Consider the following 15,236-nt stretch of genomic DNA (forward strand, 5'->3'; position numbering starts at 1 on the left):
TGGTGGGTTCAAGGGGTGGCCAGGCTGGCCTCGTCCTCGGCGGCCAGGCGGTAGCCCTTGCCGTAGACGGTCTGGATCAGTTGCGGGCGGTTGGCGTTGACCTCCAGCTTGCGGCGCAGGCGCACGATCAGGGCGTCCACGGTACGGGCATCGACCTCTTCGTCGTCGTCCTGGCCCCGGCGCAGGCACTGCATGAGGTCCTGGCGGTTGACCGCGCTGCCACGGCGCTCGATGAGGCCGATCAGCAGGGCGAACTCGCCGGGGGTGAGCACCACGTCCTGGCCGGCGGCATCGCTGATGCGGCGGCGCAGCAGGTCGACGCGGAAGCGCCCGAGGCGCACGGAGAAGTCGGCCTCGCGCTCGCCCTGGCCACAGCGGCGCAGCAGGCTGCGCACCTGGGCGAGAAGAATGCGCAGGTTCAGCGGCTTGGTCAGGTAGCCGTCGGCGCCCGCCTCCAGGCCCACCACGCGGTCGTAGTCGCCGTCACGCACGGTGACCAGGATGATGCCGAGCTGCGGCTGGCTGCGGCGCAACTGGGCGGTGATGGTCAGGCCGTCCAGGTCGGGCAGGCCGATGTCCAGCAGCACCAGGGACGGGCGCAGTTGCTGGACCCGCTCCAGGCAGGCCCGCCCGGAGTCGGTGGCATGCACCTCGAACCCGGCTTCGCGCAGGTACAGCACCAGCATCTCGCGGATTTCCGGCGCGTCTTCGACCACCAGCAGCTTGTCGACCATCCACAGCCCCTCTTCGTCAGGCGGCGGATTCTGGCGCATACCGAAGGCGCGTTGCCACCACCTGGGTCAAGGTATTGCGCGACCTGCTTCATGCTGCAGGCGTTCCCTGAGCAGCAGCAGGTGCCGCTCCAGGAGCGCCAGCAGCTCGGGCACCTGGTCCGGCCGCTCGGTGTGCTCGGCGGCCTGGGCCAGGCTGTCGAGCCCGAAGTTCAGGGTGCTGCCGCGCAGGCGATGGCACAGGGCGCTCAGCTCCAGGTGGGCCGCCTCGGAGCCCTCGGGCAGATGCACCAGGGCATCGCGCACCTCCTCCAGGGAAGCCACCAGGGTGGGCAGCAGGCGGTCGAACAAGGCAGGGCCGAGCCAGCCACGCAGTGCCTCCAGGCGCGCCTCGGAGAACGCCTCGGCCTGGACGGGCGCTGCCTCCACGGGCATGTCCCAGTCTTCCAGCACGGCCAGCAGGGCCTCGCGACGCAGGGGCTTGCCGAGCACGGCGTGCAAGCCGGCCTCGCGCCACTGGCGCGGGTCCAGGTCCCGCGCATTGGCGGTCAGGGCCACCAGCCTGGGCGGTGTCGCGCGGGCCTGCTGGAGGATCAGCCGGCTGGCGGTGAGGCCGTCGATGTCCGGCAGGCGCAGGTCCATCAGCACCAGGTCGAAGGTGCCCGTGGCGCAAGCCTCGACGCCTTCGCGGCCATCCCGGGCGGTGCTCACCTGGCAGCCCCAGCGCTCCAGCAGTTCGGCGGTCACCAGGCGGTTGACCTCCACGTCTTCCACCAGCAGCACCCGCAGCCCCTGCAACTGGGCGGCGGCCTCGCCTTCCTCCTTCGCTGCGGGGGCGTCGGCCGGCTGCCAGGGCAGCCAGAGGTCGATGCGCGTGCCCTGGCCGGGTGCGCTGTCCACGGCCAGCCGGGCCCCCATCAGCGCGGCGAGGCGGGCGCTGATGTAGAGCCCCAGGCCGATGCCGGGCTGACCCGCCTCGGGGTCGCGGACGAAGGCGTCGAACAGGGTCGGCTGCAGTTCGTGGCGGATGCCGGGGCCGGTGTCGGCCACACGCAGGGCCAGGCCCTGGCTGCTGCGTTCGAGGATCACCAGCACCTGGCCCTGGTCGGTGAACTTGAGGGCATTGCCCAGCAGGTTGTAGAGCACCTGGCGCAACGGCTGGGGGTGCCCCAGCACGTAGGCAGGCAGGTCGTCGGCGCAGCGGGTGAGCAGGCGCAGGCCGCGAGCCTCGGCCTGGGGCCGGAAGATGGCGGCGCACTCCGCCACCAGGCGCTCCGGGGAGAACACCTGGGCCGGGGGCAGTTCGAGCTTCTCGGCGCGGGACAGCAGCATCAGCCCGTCGAGCACGTCGGTGAGGCTCTGGGCGGCGACGCGCACCGTGTCCAGGCGGTGGCGCTGCTGCTCGTCCAGCCCGTCGCCCTGCAGCAGGTGCAGGTGCCCCTGGATGGCCACCAGCGGGGTGCGCAGCTCGTGGCTGAGCATGGCCTGGCGCTCCAGGGACTGCTGGGCCTCGTGCAGGGCCTGGTCGCGGGCCACCGCGAGGGCCTGGGTGCGTTCTGCCACGCGGGCCTCCAGGGAGGCGTTGAGGCGCTGCAGGTCCCGGCTCAACTGCTTGCTGCGCTGCAGGGCGTCGATCACCCGGCTGCCCACCACCACGCCGTGGGAGAGCATGAAGAAGAGGATGCCCAGCGGGATCAGGTTCAGGGTCGGCACGCTGAGGGAGTAGAGCAGCAGGTCGTTGACGATGGTGACGTCCATCACCAGCATCCCGCCCAGTGCCACCAGGGCTCCGGGCCGCTGCCGCCGCACGGCCAGTACCAGGGCGCCGAGGAAGTACAGCTCGCAGAGCAGCAGCCAGATGGCGCAAGGGTCCCGCGTCAGGGTGAAGAAGGCAGGCGGCGAACCCAGTGTGACCAGGGCACCGAGCACGCCCACCGCGACCAGCACGCGCTGCACCGGCCGCGACAGCTCGTCGGGGAACAGGCGCAGCAGCAGCACGCCGTAGACCGGGGAGAACAGGTGCCCGGTGAGGTATTCGATGCGGTAGATCCACGCCGACGGCCATTGCAGGTAGTGGTCCAGCAGCTCGCCGCTGGACGCGGCGCGCAGCCCGGCCAGTACCAGCAGCACGGCGAACGGCAGGCCACCGAGCGCCCGCGCCGCGCTACGGTCCATCAGGGCCATGAACAGCGCCATCATCAGCGCGCCGCCCAGGGTCAGGAGGTACAGGGCACGCTGGCGGCTGGCATCCAGCAGGAGGCCGTCGAGGGTGCCGACGCGCACGGCCATGTCGATGCCGCCTTCGTGGTGGAAGTGGTTGGAGAGCTCGATCCGCACTGTCATCCGCCTGGCACCGACGGGCAGCGGCACGATGGCCGACTGCAGGCGCTGGACCTCGTGCTCGGCGTCCCCCGGTTGCCCGCGTTCGAAGGCCAGCTCACCGTCGATCCAGACCCGCGCCGCGGACTTGAAGTCGTCGAAGTACAGCGCCAGGGGCTGGGGATAGTCCGGCAGCAGCAGGTCGCTGGTCAGTTCGATGCGCCCGAAGCCCACCTCGCCCCAGGGCTTCCGGGTGCCGTCCTTCCAGGTGAAGGGCAGCGGCACCTCCTGCTCCGCCCGTGACGGCTCCAGCCAGGTCAGCCGCCAGGTGCCGTCGAGCACATGCAGGGCGCCCGGTGCCGGGTCCCAGGCACGCAGGTCGTTCAGCGGCTCGGCCTGGACGGCCCAGGCCGGCAACCACAACGACAGGCAGAGGAACAGGTACAGGCGCAATCTGGACACGGTCACCTCAAGGGCAGGCTTGGCTCTGGGAAAGGCGCTGGCGGGGCGCCACTCACGAAAAAGCCGGGCAATGCCCGGCTTTTCCGACAGAAGGTGTGCGTCAGGCCTTCGGCAATGTCACGCCGACCTGGCCCTGGTACTTGCCGCCCCGGTCCTTGTAGGACACCTCGCAGGCCTCGTCCGATTGCAGGAAGAGCATCTGCGCCACGCCTTCGTTGGCATAGATCTTCGCCGGCAGGTTGGTGGTGTTGGAGAATTCCAGGGTCACGTGGCCTTCCCACTCCGGCTCCAGCGGGGTGACGTTGACGATGATGCCGCAGCGGGCATAGGTGCTCTTGCCCAGGCAGATGGTCAGCACGTCACGGGGGATGCGGAAGTACTCGACGGTACGGGCCAGGGCGAAGGAGTTCGGCGGGATGATGCAGACGTCGCTGTTGATGTCGACGAAGCTCTTCTCGTCGAAGTTCTTCGGGTCCACCACGGCCGAGTGGATGTTGGTGAAGACCTTGAACTCGGCGGCGCAACGCACGTCGTAGCCGTAGCTGGACACCCCGTAGGAGATCACCCGGCTGTCGTCTGCGCCGCGCACCTGGCGCTCGACGAAGGGCTCGATCATGCCGTGTTCCAGTGCCATGCGGCGAATCCACTTGTCCGATTTGATGCTCATGGCGGGCGTTCCTGTGAGGCGAAAATTGACCGCGAATCTTACCGGTCGCGCACGTTCCGGGCAAAGGGCAGCGCCGGGTTCCGTGGCCTGCCGCCCAACGGTCGCGCGAGGGGCTTGAAGCGCCCGGGCCGCCTGGGACACTGTAGGCCGCCCTCGTGGAGAAAGGACCCACCATGACCCTCTGGATCGTCATCCCCGGCCTGTGCGCGGCCGCCTTCGGCTTCACCCTGTGGAAATGCAGCCGCCGGGGGGCCCGGGAACGGGTGATCCGCGAGTTCCGGCCTTCGCCACGGCTGTTGAGCGAACTGCGCAAGCGCCACCCGCAACTGAGCCTGGAGGACTGCATGCTGGTCTGCTCCGGGCTGCGGCAGTTCTTCCTCTGCTACCTGAAGAGCGGCTTCGGCTATGTGTCCATGCCCTCCCAGGTGGTGGACGACCTGTGGCACGCGATGATCCTCGACACCCGCGAATACCGGCGCTTCTGCCAGCGCGCCTTCGGCCGCTTCCTCCACCACCGCCCGGCCTGGGCGCTGTCCGGCCAGGCCCGGCAGGCCGACGCCGGGCTGCGGCGCTGCTGGTGGTACGCCTGCGAGCAGGAGCGCATCGACCCGCACACGCCAGGCCGCGTGCCGCTGCTGTTCGACCTGGACCGGCGCCTGGGCATTGCCGGCGGCTTCCTCTATGTGGCTGATTGCCGGGGCGTGCGCCGCGACGACCGGGGCGACTCGGGCAGCGGCGTCATCTACTGCGGTGGCGACTTCGTCGGCAGCGACAGCAGCTACGACTCCAGCGACTTCGGCGACGGCCGTGGCGTGAGCGACAGCTCATCGGACAGCGGCGACCGCTGGGGCGGGGACTCCGGCGGTGGCGACAGTGGCGGCGACAGTGGGGGTGGCTGTGGGGGCGGCGGGGATTGAGTGCCATGGCCATGCTCGACGCGCTCTTCCCCCTGCTCTACATCAGGCTCACCTCCCGCAGCCTCACCGGGCTGAACGTGAAATCCGGGAAGGCGCTGGAGGAACCGCCCCTGCTGGCTATCCGCCGGAGCTCCGACGGCAAGGTCGAAATCGTCGCCATGGGCCACGCCACCAGGCAACTGGAGGGTCAGCCCCAGGTATGCCTGGTCAACGGCTTCGAACACCCACGGTCACTGCTCAGCGACTTTCCCGTCGCCGAGCAGACCCTGCGCATGTTCGTTCGCCAGTTAGCCCCGAAAACCGTCTACAGCGCGGCACCGGTGCTGGTCCTGCACCCGCAGGAGCACCTGGAGGGTGGCCTGACCATGATCGAGACGCGCGGACTCCACGAGCTTTGCCGCAGCGCCGGTGCGCGCAAGGTGCACCTGTGGGTCGGCCGGGAGCTGACCCGCGAGGAACTGCTGGCCCGGCAGTTCCCCACGGAGGGCGGCACGCTGCTGGCGATCTAGCGGGCCCGGAGGCCCCCAGGCGCGCAGCGGCGTCCTGGATCAGTCGTCGCTGATGGTGATGCTCGGCATCGCCGTGGCACCCAGGCCGGCCTGGGCGATGCGCGCGCCGACGGTGCGGGCCATCTGCTGGTAGATCATGGCGATCTGGCTTTCGGGGTCGGCCACGGTGGTGGGCTTGCCGCCGTCGGACTGCATGCGGATGGCCATGGACAGCGGCAGCGAGGCCAGCAGGTCGACGCCGTACTGGGCCGCCAGCTTCTCGCCACCGCCTTCGCCGAACAGGTGCTCGGCATGGCCACAGTTGGAGCAGATGTGCACGGCCATGTTCTCCACCACGCCCAGCACCGGGATGTTGACCTTGCGGAACATCTCCACGCCCTTCTTGGCGTCCAGCAGGGCCAGGTCCTGCGGGGTGGTGACGATCACGCTGCCGGCCACCGGCACCTTCTGCGCCAGGGTCAACTGGATGTCTCCGGTGCCCGGGGGCATGTCCACCACCAGGTAGTCGAGGTCGTCCCAGGCGGTCTGGGTGATCAACTGGATCAGCGCACCGGAGACCATCGGCCCGCGCCACACCACCGGGGTGTTGTCGTCGGTGAGGAAGGCCATGGACATGACCTGCACGCCGTGGGCCTCCAGCGGCACGAAGAACTTCTGGTCGCGCACCTGCGGGCGGGTGCCCTCGGGGATGCCGAACATGATGCCCTGGCTGGGGCCGTAGATGTCCGCGTCGAGGATGCCGACGCGGGCACCTTCGCGGGCCAGGGCCAGGGCCAGGTTGGCGGCGGTGGTGGACTTGCCGACGCCGCCCTTGCCGGAGGCGACGGCGATGATGTTCTTCACGTTGGCCAGGGCCGGCACCTGCTCCTGGGCCTTGTGCGGCTGGATCACGCAGTCCACGCGGACCTCGGCGCGGTCGACGCCGTCGAGGTTCTCCAGGGCCATCTGCAGGGTCTGCGCCCAGCCACTCCTGAACAGCCCGGCCGCGTAGCCCAGCTCCAGGCGCACGCTGACCTTGCCGCCCTGGATGTCGACATCACGCAGGCAACCCGCGCTGACCGGGTCCTGGTTGAGGTGGGGATCGGTGAACTGGCGCAGGGTCGCTTCGACCTGGGCGCGGGATACGGGGCTCATGGCGGGACTCCAGATAAAGACCGAGCAAAACTGGCGGGTATCCTACCCGAGCCCTCCCGCCACCGGGCCCTCCGGGCGTGAAAAAAAGCCGGCGACTCTTTATAGTTGCCGACTTCCCTTCGTTCCGTATCCGGTAGCCCAGCACCATGACCGAGCCCCGCAAGATCCTTGTGACAAGCGCCCTCCCCTATGCCAACGGTTCCATCCACCTGGGGCATATGGTCGAGTACATCCAGACCGACATCTGGGTGCGCTTCCAGAAGATGCGCGGCAACCAGGCCATCTACGTCTGCGCCGACGACGCCCACGGCTCGGCCATCATGCTGCGCGCCGAGAAGGAGGGCATCACCTCCGAGCAGCTGATCGACAACGTGCGCGCCGAGCACACCACCGACTTCGCCGACTTCCTGGTGGACTTCGACAACTACCACTCCACCCACTCGCCGGAGAACCAGGCGCTGTCGAGCCTGATCTACACCCGCCTGCGCGACGCCGGCCACATCGCCACCCGCCCGGTGACCCAGTACTTCGACCCGGACAAGCAGATGTTCCTGGCCGACCGCTTCATCAAGGGCACCTGCCCGAAATGCGCGGCCGAGGACCAGTACGGCGACAACTGCGAAGTGTGCGGCGCCACCTACGCCCCCACCGAGCTGAAGAACCCCAAGTCGGCCATCTCCGGCGCCACCCCGGTGCTCAAGGAGTCGCTGCACTACTTCTTCAAGCTGCCGGACTTCGACGCCATGCTGAAGCAGTGGACCCGCAGCGGCGCCCTGCAGGAGTCGGTGGCCAACAAGATCGCCGAATGGCTGGACGCCGGCCTGCAGCAGTGGGACATCAGCCGTGATGCGCCCTACTTCGGCTTCGAGATCCCCGACGCGCCGGGCAAGTACTTCTACGTCTGGCTGGATGCCCCCATCGGCTACATGGCCAGCTTCCAGAACCTCTGCGCGCGCCGCCCGGAGCTGGACTTCGACGCCTACTGGGCCAAGGACTCCAGCGCCGAGCTGTACCACTTCATCGGCAAGGACATCGTCAACTTCCACGCCCTGTTCTGGCCCGCCATGCTCGAAGGCGCCGGCTTCCGCAAGCCCACCGCGCTGAACGTGCACGGCTACCTGACCGTCAACGGCCAGAAGATGTCCAAGTCCCGCGGCACCTTCATCAAGGCCCGCACCTACCTGGACCACCTGGACCCGGAATACCTGCGCTACTACTACGCCTCCAAGCTCAGCCGCAGCGTCGACGACCTCGACCTGAACCTGGAGGACTTCGTGCAGAAGGTGAACTCCGATCTGGTGGGCAAGGTGGTCAACATCGCCAGCCGCTGCGCCGGTTTCATCCACAAGGGCAACGGCGGCCGCCTGGTGGCCGAGAATGCCGCGCCGGAGCTGTTCGCCGAATTCGCCAGCGCCGCGCCGAGCATCGCCGAGGCCTATGAGAACCGCGACTTCGCCCGGGCCATGCGCGAGATCATGGCGCTGGCCGACCGCGCCAACGCCTGGATCGCCGACAAGGCGCCCTGGGCCCTGAACAAGCAGGACGGCAAGCAGGCCGAGGTGCAGGCCATCTGCGCCGCCGGCGTGAACCTGTTCCGCCAGCTGGTGATCTTCCTCAAGCCGGTGCTGCCGAACCTGGCCGCCGCCGCCGAGCAGTTCCTCAACGTCGCCCCGCTGAGCTGGAACGACCATCAGGTGCTGCTGGCCGACCACGACCTGAACCCCTTCAACCCGCTGATGACCCGGATCGACCCCGTGAAGATCGACGCCATGATCGCTGCCTCCAAGGAAGACCTCGCCGCCCAGAACGCCACCCCGGCCCCCGCCGGCAACGGCGAACTGACCAAGGAGCCCCTGGCCCCGGAAATCGCCTTCGACGCCTTCGCCGCCGTGGACCTGCGCATCGCCCTGATCGAGAAGGCCGAGTTCGTCGAGGGTGCCGACAAGCTGCTGCGCCTGACCCTGGACATCGGCGACGCCAAGCGCAACGTGTTCTCCGGCATCAAGAGCGCCTACCCGGACCCGAGCAAGCTGGAAGGCCGCCTGACCCTGTACGTGGCCAACCTGGCCGCGCGCAAGATGAAGTTCGGCGTCTCCGAAGGCATGGTCCTGGCCGCCGGCCCCGGCGGCGAGGAGATCTACCTGCTCAGCCCCGACAGCGGCGCCAAGCCGGGCCAGCGCGTCAAGTAAGCCGCGCCGCCCTCGCGAAGCGCCTGCCCGGTCACCGGCCAGGCGCTTCGTCGTTTCAGCCCCCACGAACACCTTGCAAGGAACGCCCATGATCAAGCACTGGAGCCTCCCCTTCCTGCTGGCCCTCATCGCCCTGGCCGGCTGCTCCCCGTCGGACCGCGAGGCGAGCGGCGGTGCCGCCCTCCAGGGCGAAGCCTCCAAGCCCGGCGCCTTCCTCGCCTACGAGCACCAGGTGTCGATCCACCTCGCCGCCGAGGCCGTTGCCCCGCGCCTGGCCGCCACCCGCGAAGCCTGCAACGACGGCCGCTTCGGCAGCTGCGAGCTGCTGGCCATCGAGCAGAACCAGGGCGGCTACCGCGCCGGCCAACTGGTGCTGCGCATCGTGCCCGAAGGCGTGGAGAAGATCGTGGCCCTGGCCGCCGAGGGTGGCGAGCTGCAAAGCCGCACCACCCGCGCCGAAGACCTGGCCCAGGCGGTGGGCGACAACGCCCGCACCCGCGAGCGCCTGGAGCGCCAGTACAAGACCCTGCAAGCCTTCCAGGCGCGCAAGGACCTGGCCGTCGCCGACCTGCTGGCCCTGGCCCGCGAGATGGCCGAGCTGGAAGTGCAACTGGCCGCCAATGCCCAGGAGTCCGCCCAGCAGCAACGGCGCATCGCCACCAACCTGCTGACCCTGGACTTCACCACCGACCAGCAGCGCCCGAGCCGTCTGTCGCGCATCGGCGAGGCTGCCGCCGGCCTGCTGGACAACGCCACCGAAGGCACCGCCCAGGCCCTGGAGATGCTCGGCTACGGCATTCCCTTCGTGGTCATCCTCTTCCCCCTGGCGCTGCTGGTGCGCGGGCTGTGGCGCCGCGCCACGGGCCGCAACAAGGCCGCTGCCCGGGGTTGAACGCGCCTACGGCCAGGGTCGCCCCGGCAGCCCTGTACCCGCCCGGCGCCATCCCGGATAATACGCGGCCCTTTGTGAACGATCCGGCCCGTCCCGAATCCATGACCGATCTCCTCATCGCGCTGCTGGGCGCCGCCCTGGTCAACAACCTGCTGCTGGCACAGGCAGCGGATGGCGACGCCCAGCCCCGTCTGCAGGCCCTGGCCCGTGCCGGCGGCCTGATGCTGGCCCTGGGGGTTCCCCTGGCCTGGCTGCTCGACCGTCTTCTGCTGGCGCCCCTGGCCCTCGACCACCTGCGCCCGCTGGTGCTGCTGCCCCTGCTGGCGCCCCTGGCCTGGGCCGCGCTGGCGCTGCTCAAGCACCTGCCCGGCACCGCCGACGTACCGGCCGGCCTGTTCCCGCTGCTGCTGGGCAATGGCGCGGTACTCGGTGGCCTGTACCTGGCCGCCAGCAGCGGTTTCGTCCACGCGCTGGGCCTCAGCCTGGCAGGCGGCTTCGGCTTCTGGCTGGCGCTGGGACTGTTCGCCGACCTGATGCAACGGGTCGAGGCCGCCGATGTACCCGCGCCCCTGCGCGGCACGCCGATCACCCTGCTCTGCGCCGGCCTCATGGGCGTCGCGCTGATGGGCTTCAACGGCCTGGTGGCACCGTGAGCCAGGCCCTCGTCCAGCGCATCGACGCCCTGCTGCCGCAGACCCAATGCGGCAAGTGTGGCCACCCCGGCTGCCGCCCCTACGCCGAAGGCATCGCCCAGGGCGAAGCCATCAACAAATGCCCGCCCGGCGGCCAGGTGACCATCATCGCCCTGGCCGACCTGCTGCAGGTGCCGGTCCTGCCGCTGGAAGCGCCCACTGGCCCGGTCCCGCCGCAGATCGCCTTCATCCGCGAGGCCGAGTGCATCGGCTGCACCAAGTGCATCCAGGCCTGCCCGACCGACGCCATCGTCGGCGCCGCGCGGCAGATGCACACGGTGATCCGCGACGAGTGCACCGGCTGCGAGCTATGCGTCGCCCCTTGCCCGGTGGACTGCATCGACATCCTGCCCCTGGCCGAGCCGGACGCCAGCGCCCAGCGCGAGCGGGCCGACCAGTTCCGCCAGCGCTTCGAGCAGCGCAATGCCCGCCTGGCCCGTGACGAAGCCCGTCGCCAGGCCGAGCGGGAGGCCCGCGCACAGCGCCAGGCCCACGCCCAGGAAAAGGCCCGCAGCGAAGCCGCCGCCAGCATCGACCCGGTGCAGGCCGCCATCGAACGGGTCAAGGCCCAGAAGGCCGCCGCCGGCACCCTCAGCGACGAGCAGAAACGCCTCAAGGTGGAAGCGGCCATGGCCCGTGTGGCGCTGTCCCGGGCGGAAAAGCAGTACGACCTTTATGGCACCTCCGACCTCGCCGCTCAGGTGACCGAACTGCGGGCCGCCAGCGAGCGCGCCGAGGCCGCCCTGGCCCGGGCCAACGCCATGCCGCCCCCGGTCACGGACGAGGCCACGCTGAAGAAGGCCAAGATCGAAGCCGCCATGAGCCGCGCCCAATTGGCCAAGGCGCGCAAGGCCTATGGCGCCGAACCGGATGCCGCGCAGCAGGCCCAATTGGACGCCCTGCAACAGGCGGTGGACGCTGCCGAAGCCAACCTGGCGCGCCTGCAGAGCGCCCAGCCAGACACCCCACCGGCTCCAGGCGAGGCTGCACTCAAACAGGCCAAGGTCGCCCTGGTGACCCGTCGAGGTGCCTTGCGCAGCGCCGAGGCCCGTGACGCGGGCGAGGCCGAGCTGGCGCCGCTGCGCCAGGCCCTGGCCGACGCCGAGGCCGCCCTGCACGCTGCCGAGGATGCCTGCGGCAAGGCGCCACCCGAGCTGCAGCGCATCGACAAGCGCCCGGTGGACCCGGCCCTGCGCGCGCTGAAGACCGAGCAAGCCATGGCGCGTGCCGAGGTCAGCCGCCTGGAGCGCCGCCAACCCCGCGACGAGGCCGCCATCAGCCGCGCCCAGGCCCGACTGGCCGAAGCCGAGCGCCGCCTCGGCGAACACCCCGAGGCCTGACCCTGCCATGGCCAGCGCCCCCGGTTTCGACCCGCGCCCGGCCATGAGCCTGGTGCTGCTGGCGTGCCTGCCGGGCCTGCTGGTCCAGCTCTGGCACTACGGGTTCGGCACGTTGCTGCAACTGGCCCTGGCGATCCCCTGCGCCCTGGCCTGCGAGGCGCTGGTGCGGCGCCTGCGCGGGCAGCATGTCGCCCCGGACGAGGCCCTGTTCGGCCGCCCCTGGCTGGCCGAGGGCAGCGCCCTGGTGACGGCCACCCTGCTGGCACTGGCCCTGCCGCCCTATTGCCCTGCCTGGCTGACCCTGCTGGCCTGCGCGGCGGCCATTCTGCTGGGCAAGTCGGTCTTCGGTGGCTTCGGCCGCAACCCCTTCAACCCCGCCATGCTCGGCTTCGCCCTGGCCCTGCTGGCCTTCCCGGTGCAGATGGCCCAATGGCCCGTCGCTGGCCAGCCCCACGGCCTGCTGGCCGCACTGCAGCAGGTGCTGGGCCTGGGCAGCGGCCTGGTGGACGGCTGGAGCCAGGCCACGGTGCTGGACAGCCTGCGCCACAACGACCGCCTGACCATCGACGAACTGTTCGCCCGTAACACCGCCTTCGGCCATGTCGGCGGGCGCGGTGCGGAATGGGTCAACCTGGCTTTCCTCGTTGGCGGCCTGTGGTTGCTGCAACGCCGGGTGATCCGCTGGCACGCCCCGGTGGGGCTGATCGCCGGGCTGTTCGTCGCCAGCCTGCTGGGCTGGAACGGCAGCGGCTCGGACTCCAACGGCTCGCCGCTGCTGCACCTGTTCTCCGGCGCCGCCATGCTCGGCGCCTTCTTCATTGTCACCGAGCCGGTCTCCTGCCCCAGTGCCGACCGGGCACGGCTGGCATTCGGCCTGGGCGTTGGCGTGCTGGTCTACGTGATCCGCACCTGGGGCGGCTATGCCGACGGCATGGCATTCGCCGTGCTGCTGATGAACCTGGCGGTGCCGGCGCTGGAGCGCTGGGCACAGCGCGCGAGGCCCGCCCCGTGAGCGGGCGCAGCCTCGCATGCCTGCTGGCGGCCGCCGCCTTGGCGGCAGGCCTGCTCACGGCGCTGCACGGCGTGCTCGCCCCTCGCCAGGAAGCGGCAGCCAAGGCCTCCGCCGAGCGTGCCCTGCTCGACCTGCTGCCCGCCGGCAGCTATGACAACCGCCCCCTGCAGGACAGCGTGCCACTGAGCGGGGCTGCCGACCTGGGCAGCCCCTCACCGGCCACCGCCTGGCACGTGCGCCAGGGCGGGCGCCTGGTGGCCGTGCTGCTGCCGGTGCGGGCGCGGGGCTACGAAGGGCCCATCGACCTGCTGCTGGCCATCGCGCCGGATGGCCGGCTGCTGCACAGCAAGGTCCTGGCGCACCGGGAAACGCCCGGTATCGGTGATCGCATCGAAGCCTCCCGAAGCCCCTGGCTGGGTCACCTCGCCGGCCGGCGCCTGGCGGAGCAGCCAGGGGAATGGCGGGTCCGCGCGGATGGTGGCGATGTCGACCAGATCGCCGGCGCCACCATCACCTCCCGCGCCGTGGTGGCGGGCATCCAGGCCGGCCTGCGCTACTTCGACGCCCACCGCGACGCCTTGCTGGGGGCCACACCATGAGCACGCCTGCACGCTCCGCGGCCCTGCTCGGCCTGGCACCGCTGCTGGGGGCCAGCGACCTGCTGGTGAAAGCCCTGGGCCTGGCCCTGGTTGCCCTTCCGCTGCTGGCGGGGATCGGAGCCCTGTTGCCGTGGCTGCATCGCCACCTGGCAGGCCGGGCCTTCTGGCTCGGGACGCTGATGCTGGCGGGATGCGGCGTGGCGCTGGCCGACCAGCTCCTGCGGGCCTTCGCCTACGACCTGCACCAGGCTCTGGGCCCCTGGCTGTGGCTACTGGCGCTGCCGTGCCTGCACCTGGCGCTGGAGGCCCCGGGCCGGGCCAGCGATGGCCTCATGGCAGGCCTGGCGTTCGGCCTGCTGGCCCTGCTGCTCGGCGTGCTGCGCGAAGGCATCGGCCATGCCAGCCTGCTGGCCCATGGCGACTGGTTGGGACTGGGGGCGCTGAGCCTCACGTTCGCCAGCCATGGCGTCCCGCTCTTCGCCTCGGCGCCGGGAGGGCTTATCCTGCTCGCCCTGCTGTGGGTGCCGCTGCGTCGCGCCTTGCCCTGAGCGCGGTTCGTGCCCCACCCCGAATCCACCGTGAAAAGCCGATTGCTATGAATGCCGCCAAACGCCTGGAAATCTTCCGTCGCCTGCACGAAGACAACCCCGATCCCAAGACCGAGCTGGCCTACACCACGCCCTTCGAACTGCTGATCGCGGTGATCCTCTCCGCCCAGGCCACCGACGTCAGCGTCAACAAGGCCACCGCCAAGCTGTACCCGGTGGCCAATACCCCGGAAGCCATCCACGCGCTGGGGGTGGAGGGCCTGTCGGAGTACATCAAGACCATTGGCCTGTACAACAGCAAGGCGAAGAACGTCATCGAGACCTGCCGCATCCTCATGGAGAAGCACGGCAGCCAGGTGCCGGACAACCGCGAGGACCTGGAGGCCCTGCCCGGCGTGGGCCGCAAGACGGCGAACGTGGTGCTCAACACCGCCTTCCGCCAGCCGGTGATGGCGGTGGACACCCACATCTTCCGCGTCAGCAACCGCACCGGCATCGCCCCGGGCAAGACCGTGCTGGAGGTGGAGAAGAAGCTGGTGAAGTTCGTGCCGAAGGACTACCTGCTCGACGCCCACCACTGGCTGATCCTCCACGGGCGCTATGTGTGCGTCGCCCGGAAGCCGCGTTGCGGAGCCTGCCGGATCGAGGATCTGTGCGAGTACAAGGCGAAGACTTCGGACGATTGAGCGGACCCTGCACAGTCCTGGTTTTCAATTGAAAAAATCTTTTTTACCGGCCGATTCTTTGTCGCTATAAGGTGCGCCATCACCGCCCCGCATCGTGGAGTGACCTGAATGAGCACTGTCAAAGAAGAGATCGAGATCGAGGAAGACTTCATCGCAGAGGAAGCGGAAGAAGCCGAGGCGCCTGCCGAAGTGGCCAAGACCAACCTGACCAAGCGGCGCATCATCGACAACTACCTCGAAGAGCGTCGCCTGCAGAAGCAGTTGAACGACTACGACTTCGACCTGTGATCGACAGCGCCTGAAAGAGCCCCGCACCTGCGGGGCTTTTTGTTGGCCGTGCACCGCCAGCCGCGCGTTGCAGAGCAGGACGGTTGCACGGCGCTGAAGAGCAGCAGAAAGGTACGGACAGCATTCATGCCGTGCAGTCGGGCGCTGCAGCGGCAGCCCGCAAACGCATTCGCCGGTGCTCAGTGAGCAGGCGAGAACGGCAGGTCACAGAGGGGCGCCGCAGGAAAGCAGCAAGAAGGGGACAAACAAAA

15 protein-coding genes are annotated in these 15,236 nt (G+C 69.7%); 11 read left to right on the forward strand and 4 right to left on the reverse strand.

Features of this window, described 5'->3' with window-relative positions; genetic code table 11:
* Nucleotides 1-8: 8 nt before the first annotated feature.
* From A7D27_RS18555 to dcd, 3 genes are all read right to left on the reverse strand, one after another.
* Complete coding sequence (locus tag A7D27_RS18555; protein WP_083265697.1) at nt 9-773, reverse strand: response regulator transcription factor; 765 nt, start codon at nt 771-773, stop codon at nt 9-11.
* Between the two features lie 27 nt (nt 774-800).
* Entirely contained in the window at nt 801-3,512 is a 2,712-nt protein-coding gene (locus A7D27_RS18560) for an ATP-binding protein (RefSeq protein WP_139134130.1), read from the reverse strand.
* 100 nt (nt 3,513-3,612) lie between these two features.
* Nucleotides 3,613-4,179, reverse strand: a complete 567-nt coding sequence (dcd, locus tag A7D27_RS18565; protein ID WP_044413278.1) for a dCTP deaminase — start codon at nt 4,177-4,179, stop codon at nt 3,613-3,615.
* 173 nt (nt 4,180-4,352) lie between these two features.
* On the opposite strand from dcd, the gene A7D27_RS18570 reads away from it, so the two are divergent.
* Together A7D27_RS18570 and A7D27_RS18575 are read left to right on the forward strand one after the other, a co-directional pair.
* A complete protein-coding gene (locus A7D27_RS18570; RefSeq protein WP_069565706.1) occupies nt 4,353-5,096 on the forward strand; it encodes a hypothetical protein in 744 nt (247 codons plus the stop codon).
* 5 nt (nt 5,097-5,101) lie between these two features.
* Entirely contained in the window at nt 5,102-5,605 is a 504-nt protein-coding gene (locus A7D27_RS18575) for a rod shape-determining protein (protein WP_083265698.1), read from the forward strand.
* A gap of 39 nt (nt 5,606-5,644) precedes the next feature.
* Here the strand turns inward: A7D27_RS18575 and apbC are convergent, their stop codons facing one another.
* A complete protein-coding gene (gene apbC / locus A7D27_RS18580; RefSeq protein WP_069565707.1) occupies nt 5,645-6,739 on the reverse strand; it encodes an iron-sulfur cluster carrier protein ApbC in 1,095 nt (364 codons plus the stop codon).
* A gap of 146 nt (nt 6,740-6,885) precedes the next feature.
* Between apbC and metG the strand changes: the two genes are divergently transcribed.
* The 9 genes from metG to A7D27_RS18625 all read left to right on the forward strand — a co-directional run bounded on the left by metG (nt 6,886) and on the right by A7D27_RS18625 (nt 14,985).
* The gene (metG, locus tag A7D27_RS18585) at nt 6,886-8,928 is read left to right on the forward strand and encodes a methionine--tRNA ligase (RefSeq protein ID WP_069565708.1); all 2,043 of its coding nucleotides are present in this window, start codon (nt 6,886-6,888) and stop codon (nt 8,926-8,928) included.
* A gap of 91 nt (nt 8,929-9,019) precedes the next feature.
* A complete protein-coding gene (locus tag A7D27_RS18590; RefSeq protein WP_371914826.1) occupies nt 9,020-9,820 on the forward strand; it encodes a DUF4349 domain-containing protein in 801 nt (266 codons plus the stop codon).
* A 101-nt stretch (nt 9,821-9,921) separates the two neighbouring features.
* Entirely contained in the window at nt 9,922-10,473 is a 552-nt protein-coding gene (locus A7D27_RS18595) for an Rnf-Nqr domain containing protein (protein ID WP_069565710.1), read from the forward strand.
* On the forward strand, nt 10,470-11,852 hold the full coding sequence (gene rsxB / locus A7D27_RS18600; protein ID WP_069565711.1) for an electron transport complex subunit RsxB: 1,383 nt from the start codon (nt 10,470-10,472) through the stop codon (nt 11,850-11,852). Before A7D27_RS18595 ends, rsxB begins: the two co-directional genes overlap by 4 nt.
* Before the next feature lie 7 nt (nt 11,853-11,859).
* Entirely contained in the window at nt 11,860-12,864 is a 1,005-nt protein-coding gene (locus A7D27_RS18605) for an RnfABCDGE type electron transport complex subunit D (RefSeq protein WP_069565712.1), read from the forward strand.
* A complete protein-coding gene (locus A7D27_RS18610; protein WP_069565713.1) occupies nt 12,861-13,463 on the forward strand; it encodes an RnfABCDGE type electron transport complex subunit G in 603 nt (200 codons plus the stop codon). Before A7D27_RS18605 ends, A7D27_RS18610 begins: the two co-directional genes overlap by 4 nt.
* Nucleotides 13,460-14,011: an Rnf-Nqr domain containing protein gene (locus A7D27_RS18615; RefSeq protein ID WP_069561300.1), complete on the forward strand. Its 552-nt coding sequence runs from the start codon at nt 13,460-13,462 to the stop codon at nt 14,009-14,011. The genes A7D27_RS18610 and A7D27_RS18615 overlap by 4 nt, the downstream gene beginning before the upstream one ends.
* Nucleotides 14,012-14,058: 47 nt before the next feature.
* Nucleotides 14,059-14,697, forward strand: a complete 639-nt coding sequence (nth, locus tag A7D27_RS18620) for an endonuclease III (protein WP_069561301.1) — start codon at nt 14,059-14,061, stop codon at nt 14,695-14,697.
* 108 nt (nt 14,698-14,805) lie between these two features.
* Nucleotides 14,806-14,985, forward strand: coding sequence for a PA3496 family putative envelope integrity protein (locus A7D27_RS18625; RefSeq protein ID WP_044413248.1), 180 nt, complete (start codon nt 14,806-14,808; stop codon nt 14,983-14,985).
* Nucleotides 14,986-15,236: the final 251 nt, after the last annotated feature.

This window comes from Pseudomonas sp. 1D4, from assembly GCF_001728925.1.
In the GTDB taxonomy this organism is placed as follows: domain Bacteria; phylum Pseudomonadota; class Gammaproteobacteria; order Pseudomonadales; family Pseudomonadaceae; genus Metapseudomonas; species Metapseudomonas otitidis.

Excerpts from the sequence above, each read along its gene's own strand:
- A7D27_RS18555 (WP_083265697.1), bottom strand. The coding sequence starts at position 773 with ATGCGCCAGAATCCGCCGCCTGACGAAGAGGGGCTGTGGATGGTCGAC.
- dcd (WP_044413278.1), bottom strand. The coding sequence starts at position 4,179 with ATGAGCATCAAATCGGACAAGTGGATTCGCCGCATGGCACTGGAACAC.
- A7D27_RS18570 (WP_069565706.1), top strand. The coding sequence starts at position 4,353 with ATGACCCTCTGGATCGTCATCCCCGGCCTGTGCGCGGCCGCCTTCGGC.
- A7D27_RS18575 (WP_083265698.1), top strand. The coding sequence starts at position 5,102 with ATGGCCATGCTCGACGCGCTCTTCCCCCTGCTCTACATCAGGCTCACC.
- apbC (WP_069565707.1), bottom strand. The coding sequence starts at position 6,739 with ATGAGCCCCGTATCCCGCGCCCAGGTCGAAGCGACCCTGCGCCAGTTC.
- metG (WP_069565708.1), top strand. The coding sequence starts at position 6,886 with ATGACCGAGCCCCGCAAGATCCTTGTGACAAGCGCCCTCCCCTATGCC.
- A7D27_RS18595 (WP_069565710.1), top strand. The coding sequence starts at position 9,922 with ATGACCGATCTCCTCATCGCGCTGCTGGGCGCCGCCCTGGTCAACAAC.
- A7D27_RS18605 (WP_069565712.1), top strand. The coding sequence starts at position 11,860 with ATGGCCAGCGCCCCCGGTTTCGACCCGCGCCCGGCCATGAGCCTGGTG.
- A7D27_RS18615 (WP_069561300.1), top strand. The coding sequence starts at position 13,460 with ATGAGCACGCCTGCACGCTCCGCGGCCCTGCTCGGCCTGGCACCGCTG.
- nth (WP_069561301.1), top strand. The coding sequence starts at position 14,059 with ATGAATGCCGCCAAACGCCTGGAAATCTTCCGTCGCCTGCACGAAGAC.
- A7D27_RS18625 (WP_044413248.1), top strand. The coding sequence starts at position 14,806 with ATGAGCACTGTCAAAGAAGAGATCGAGATCGAGGAAGACTTCATCGCA.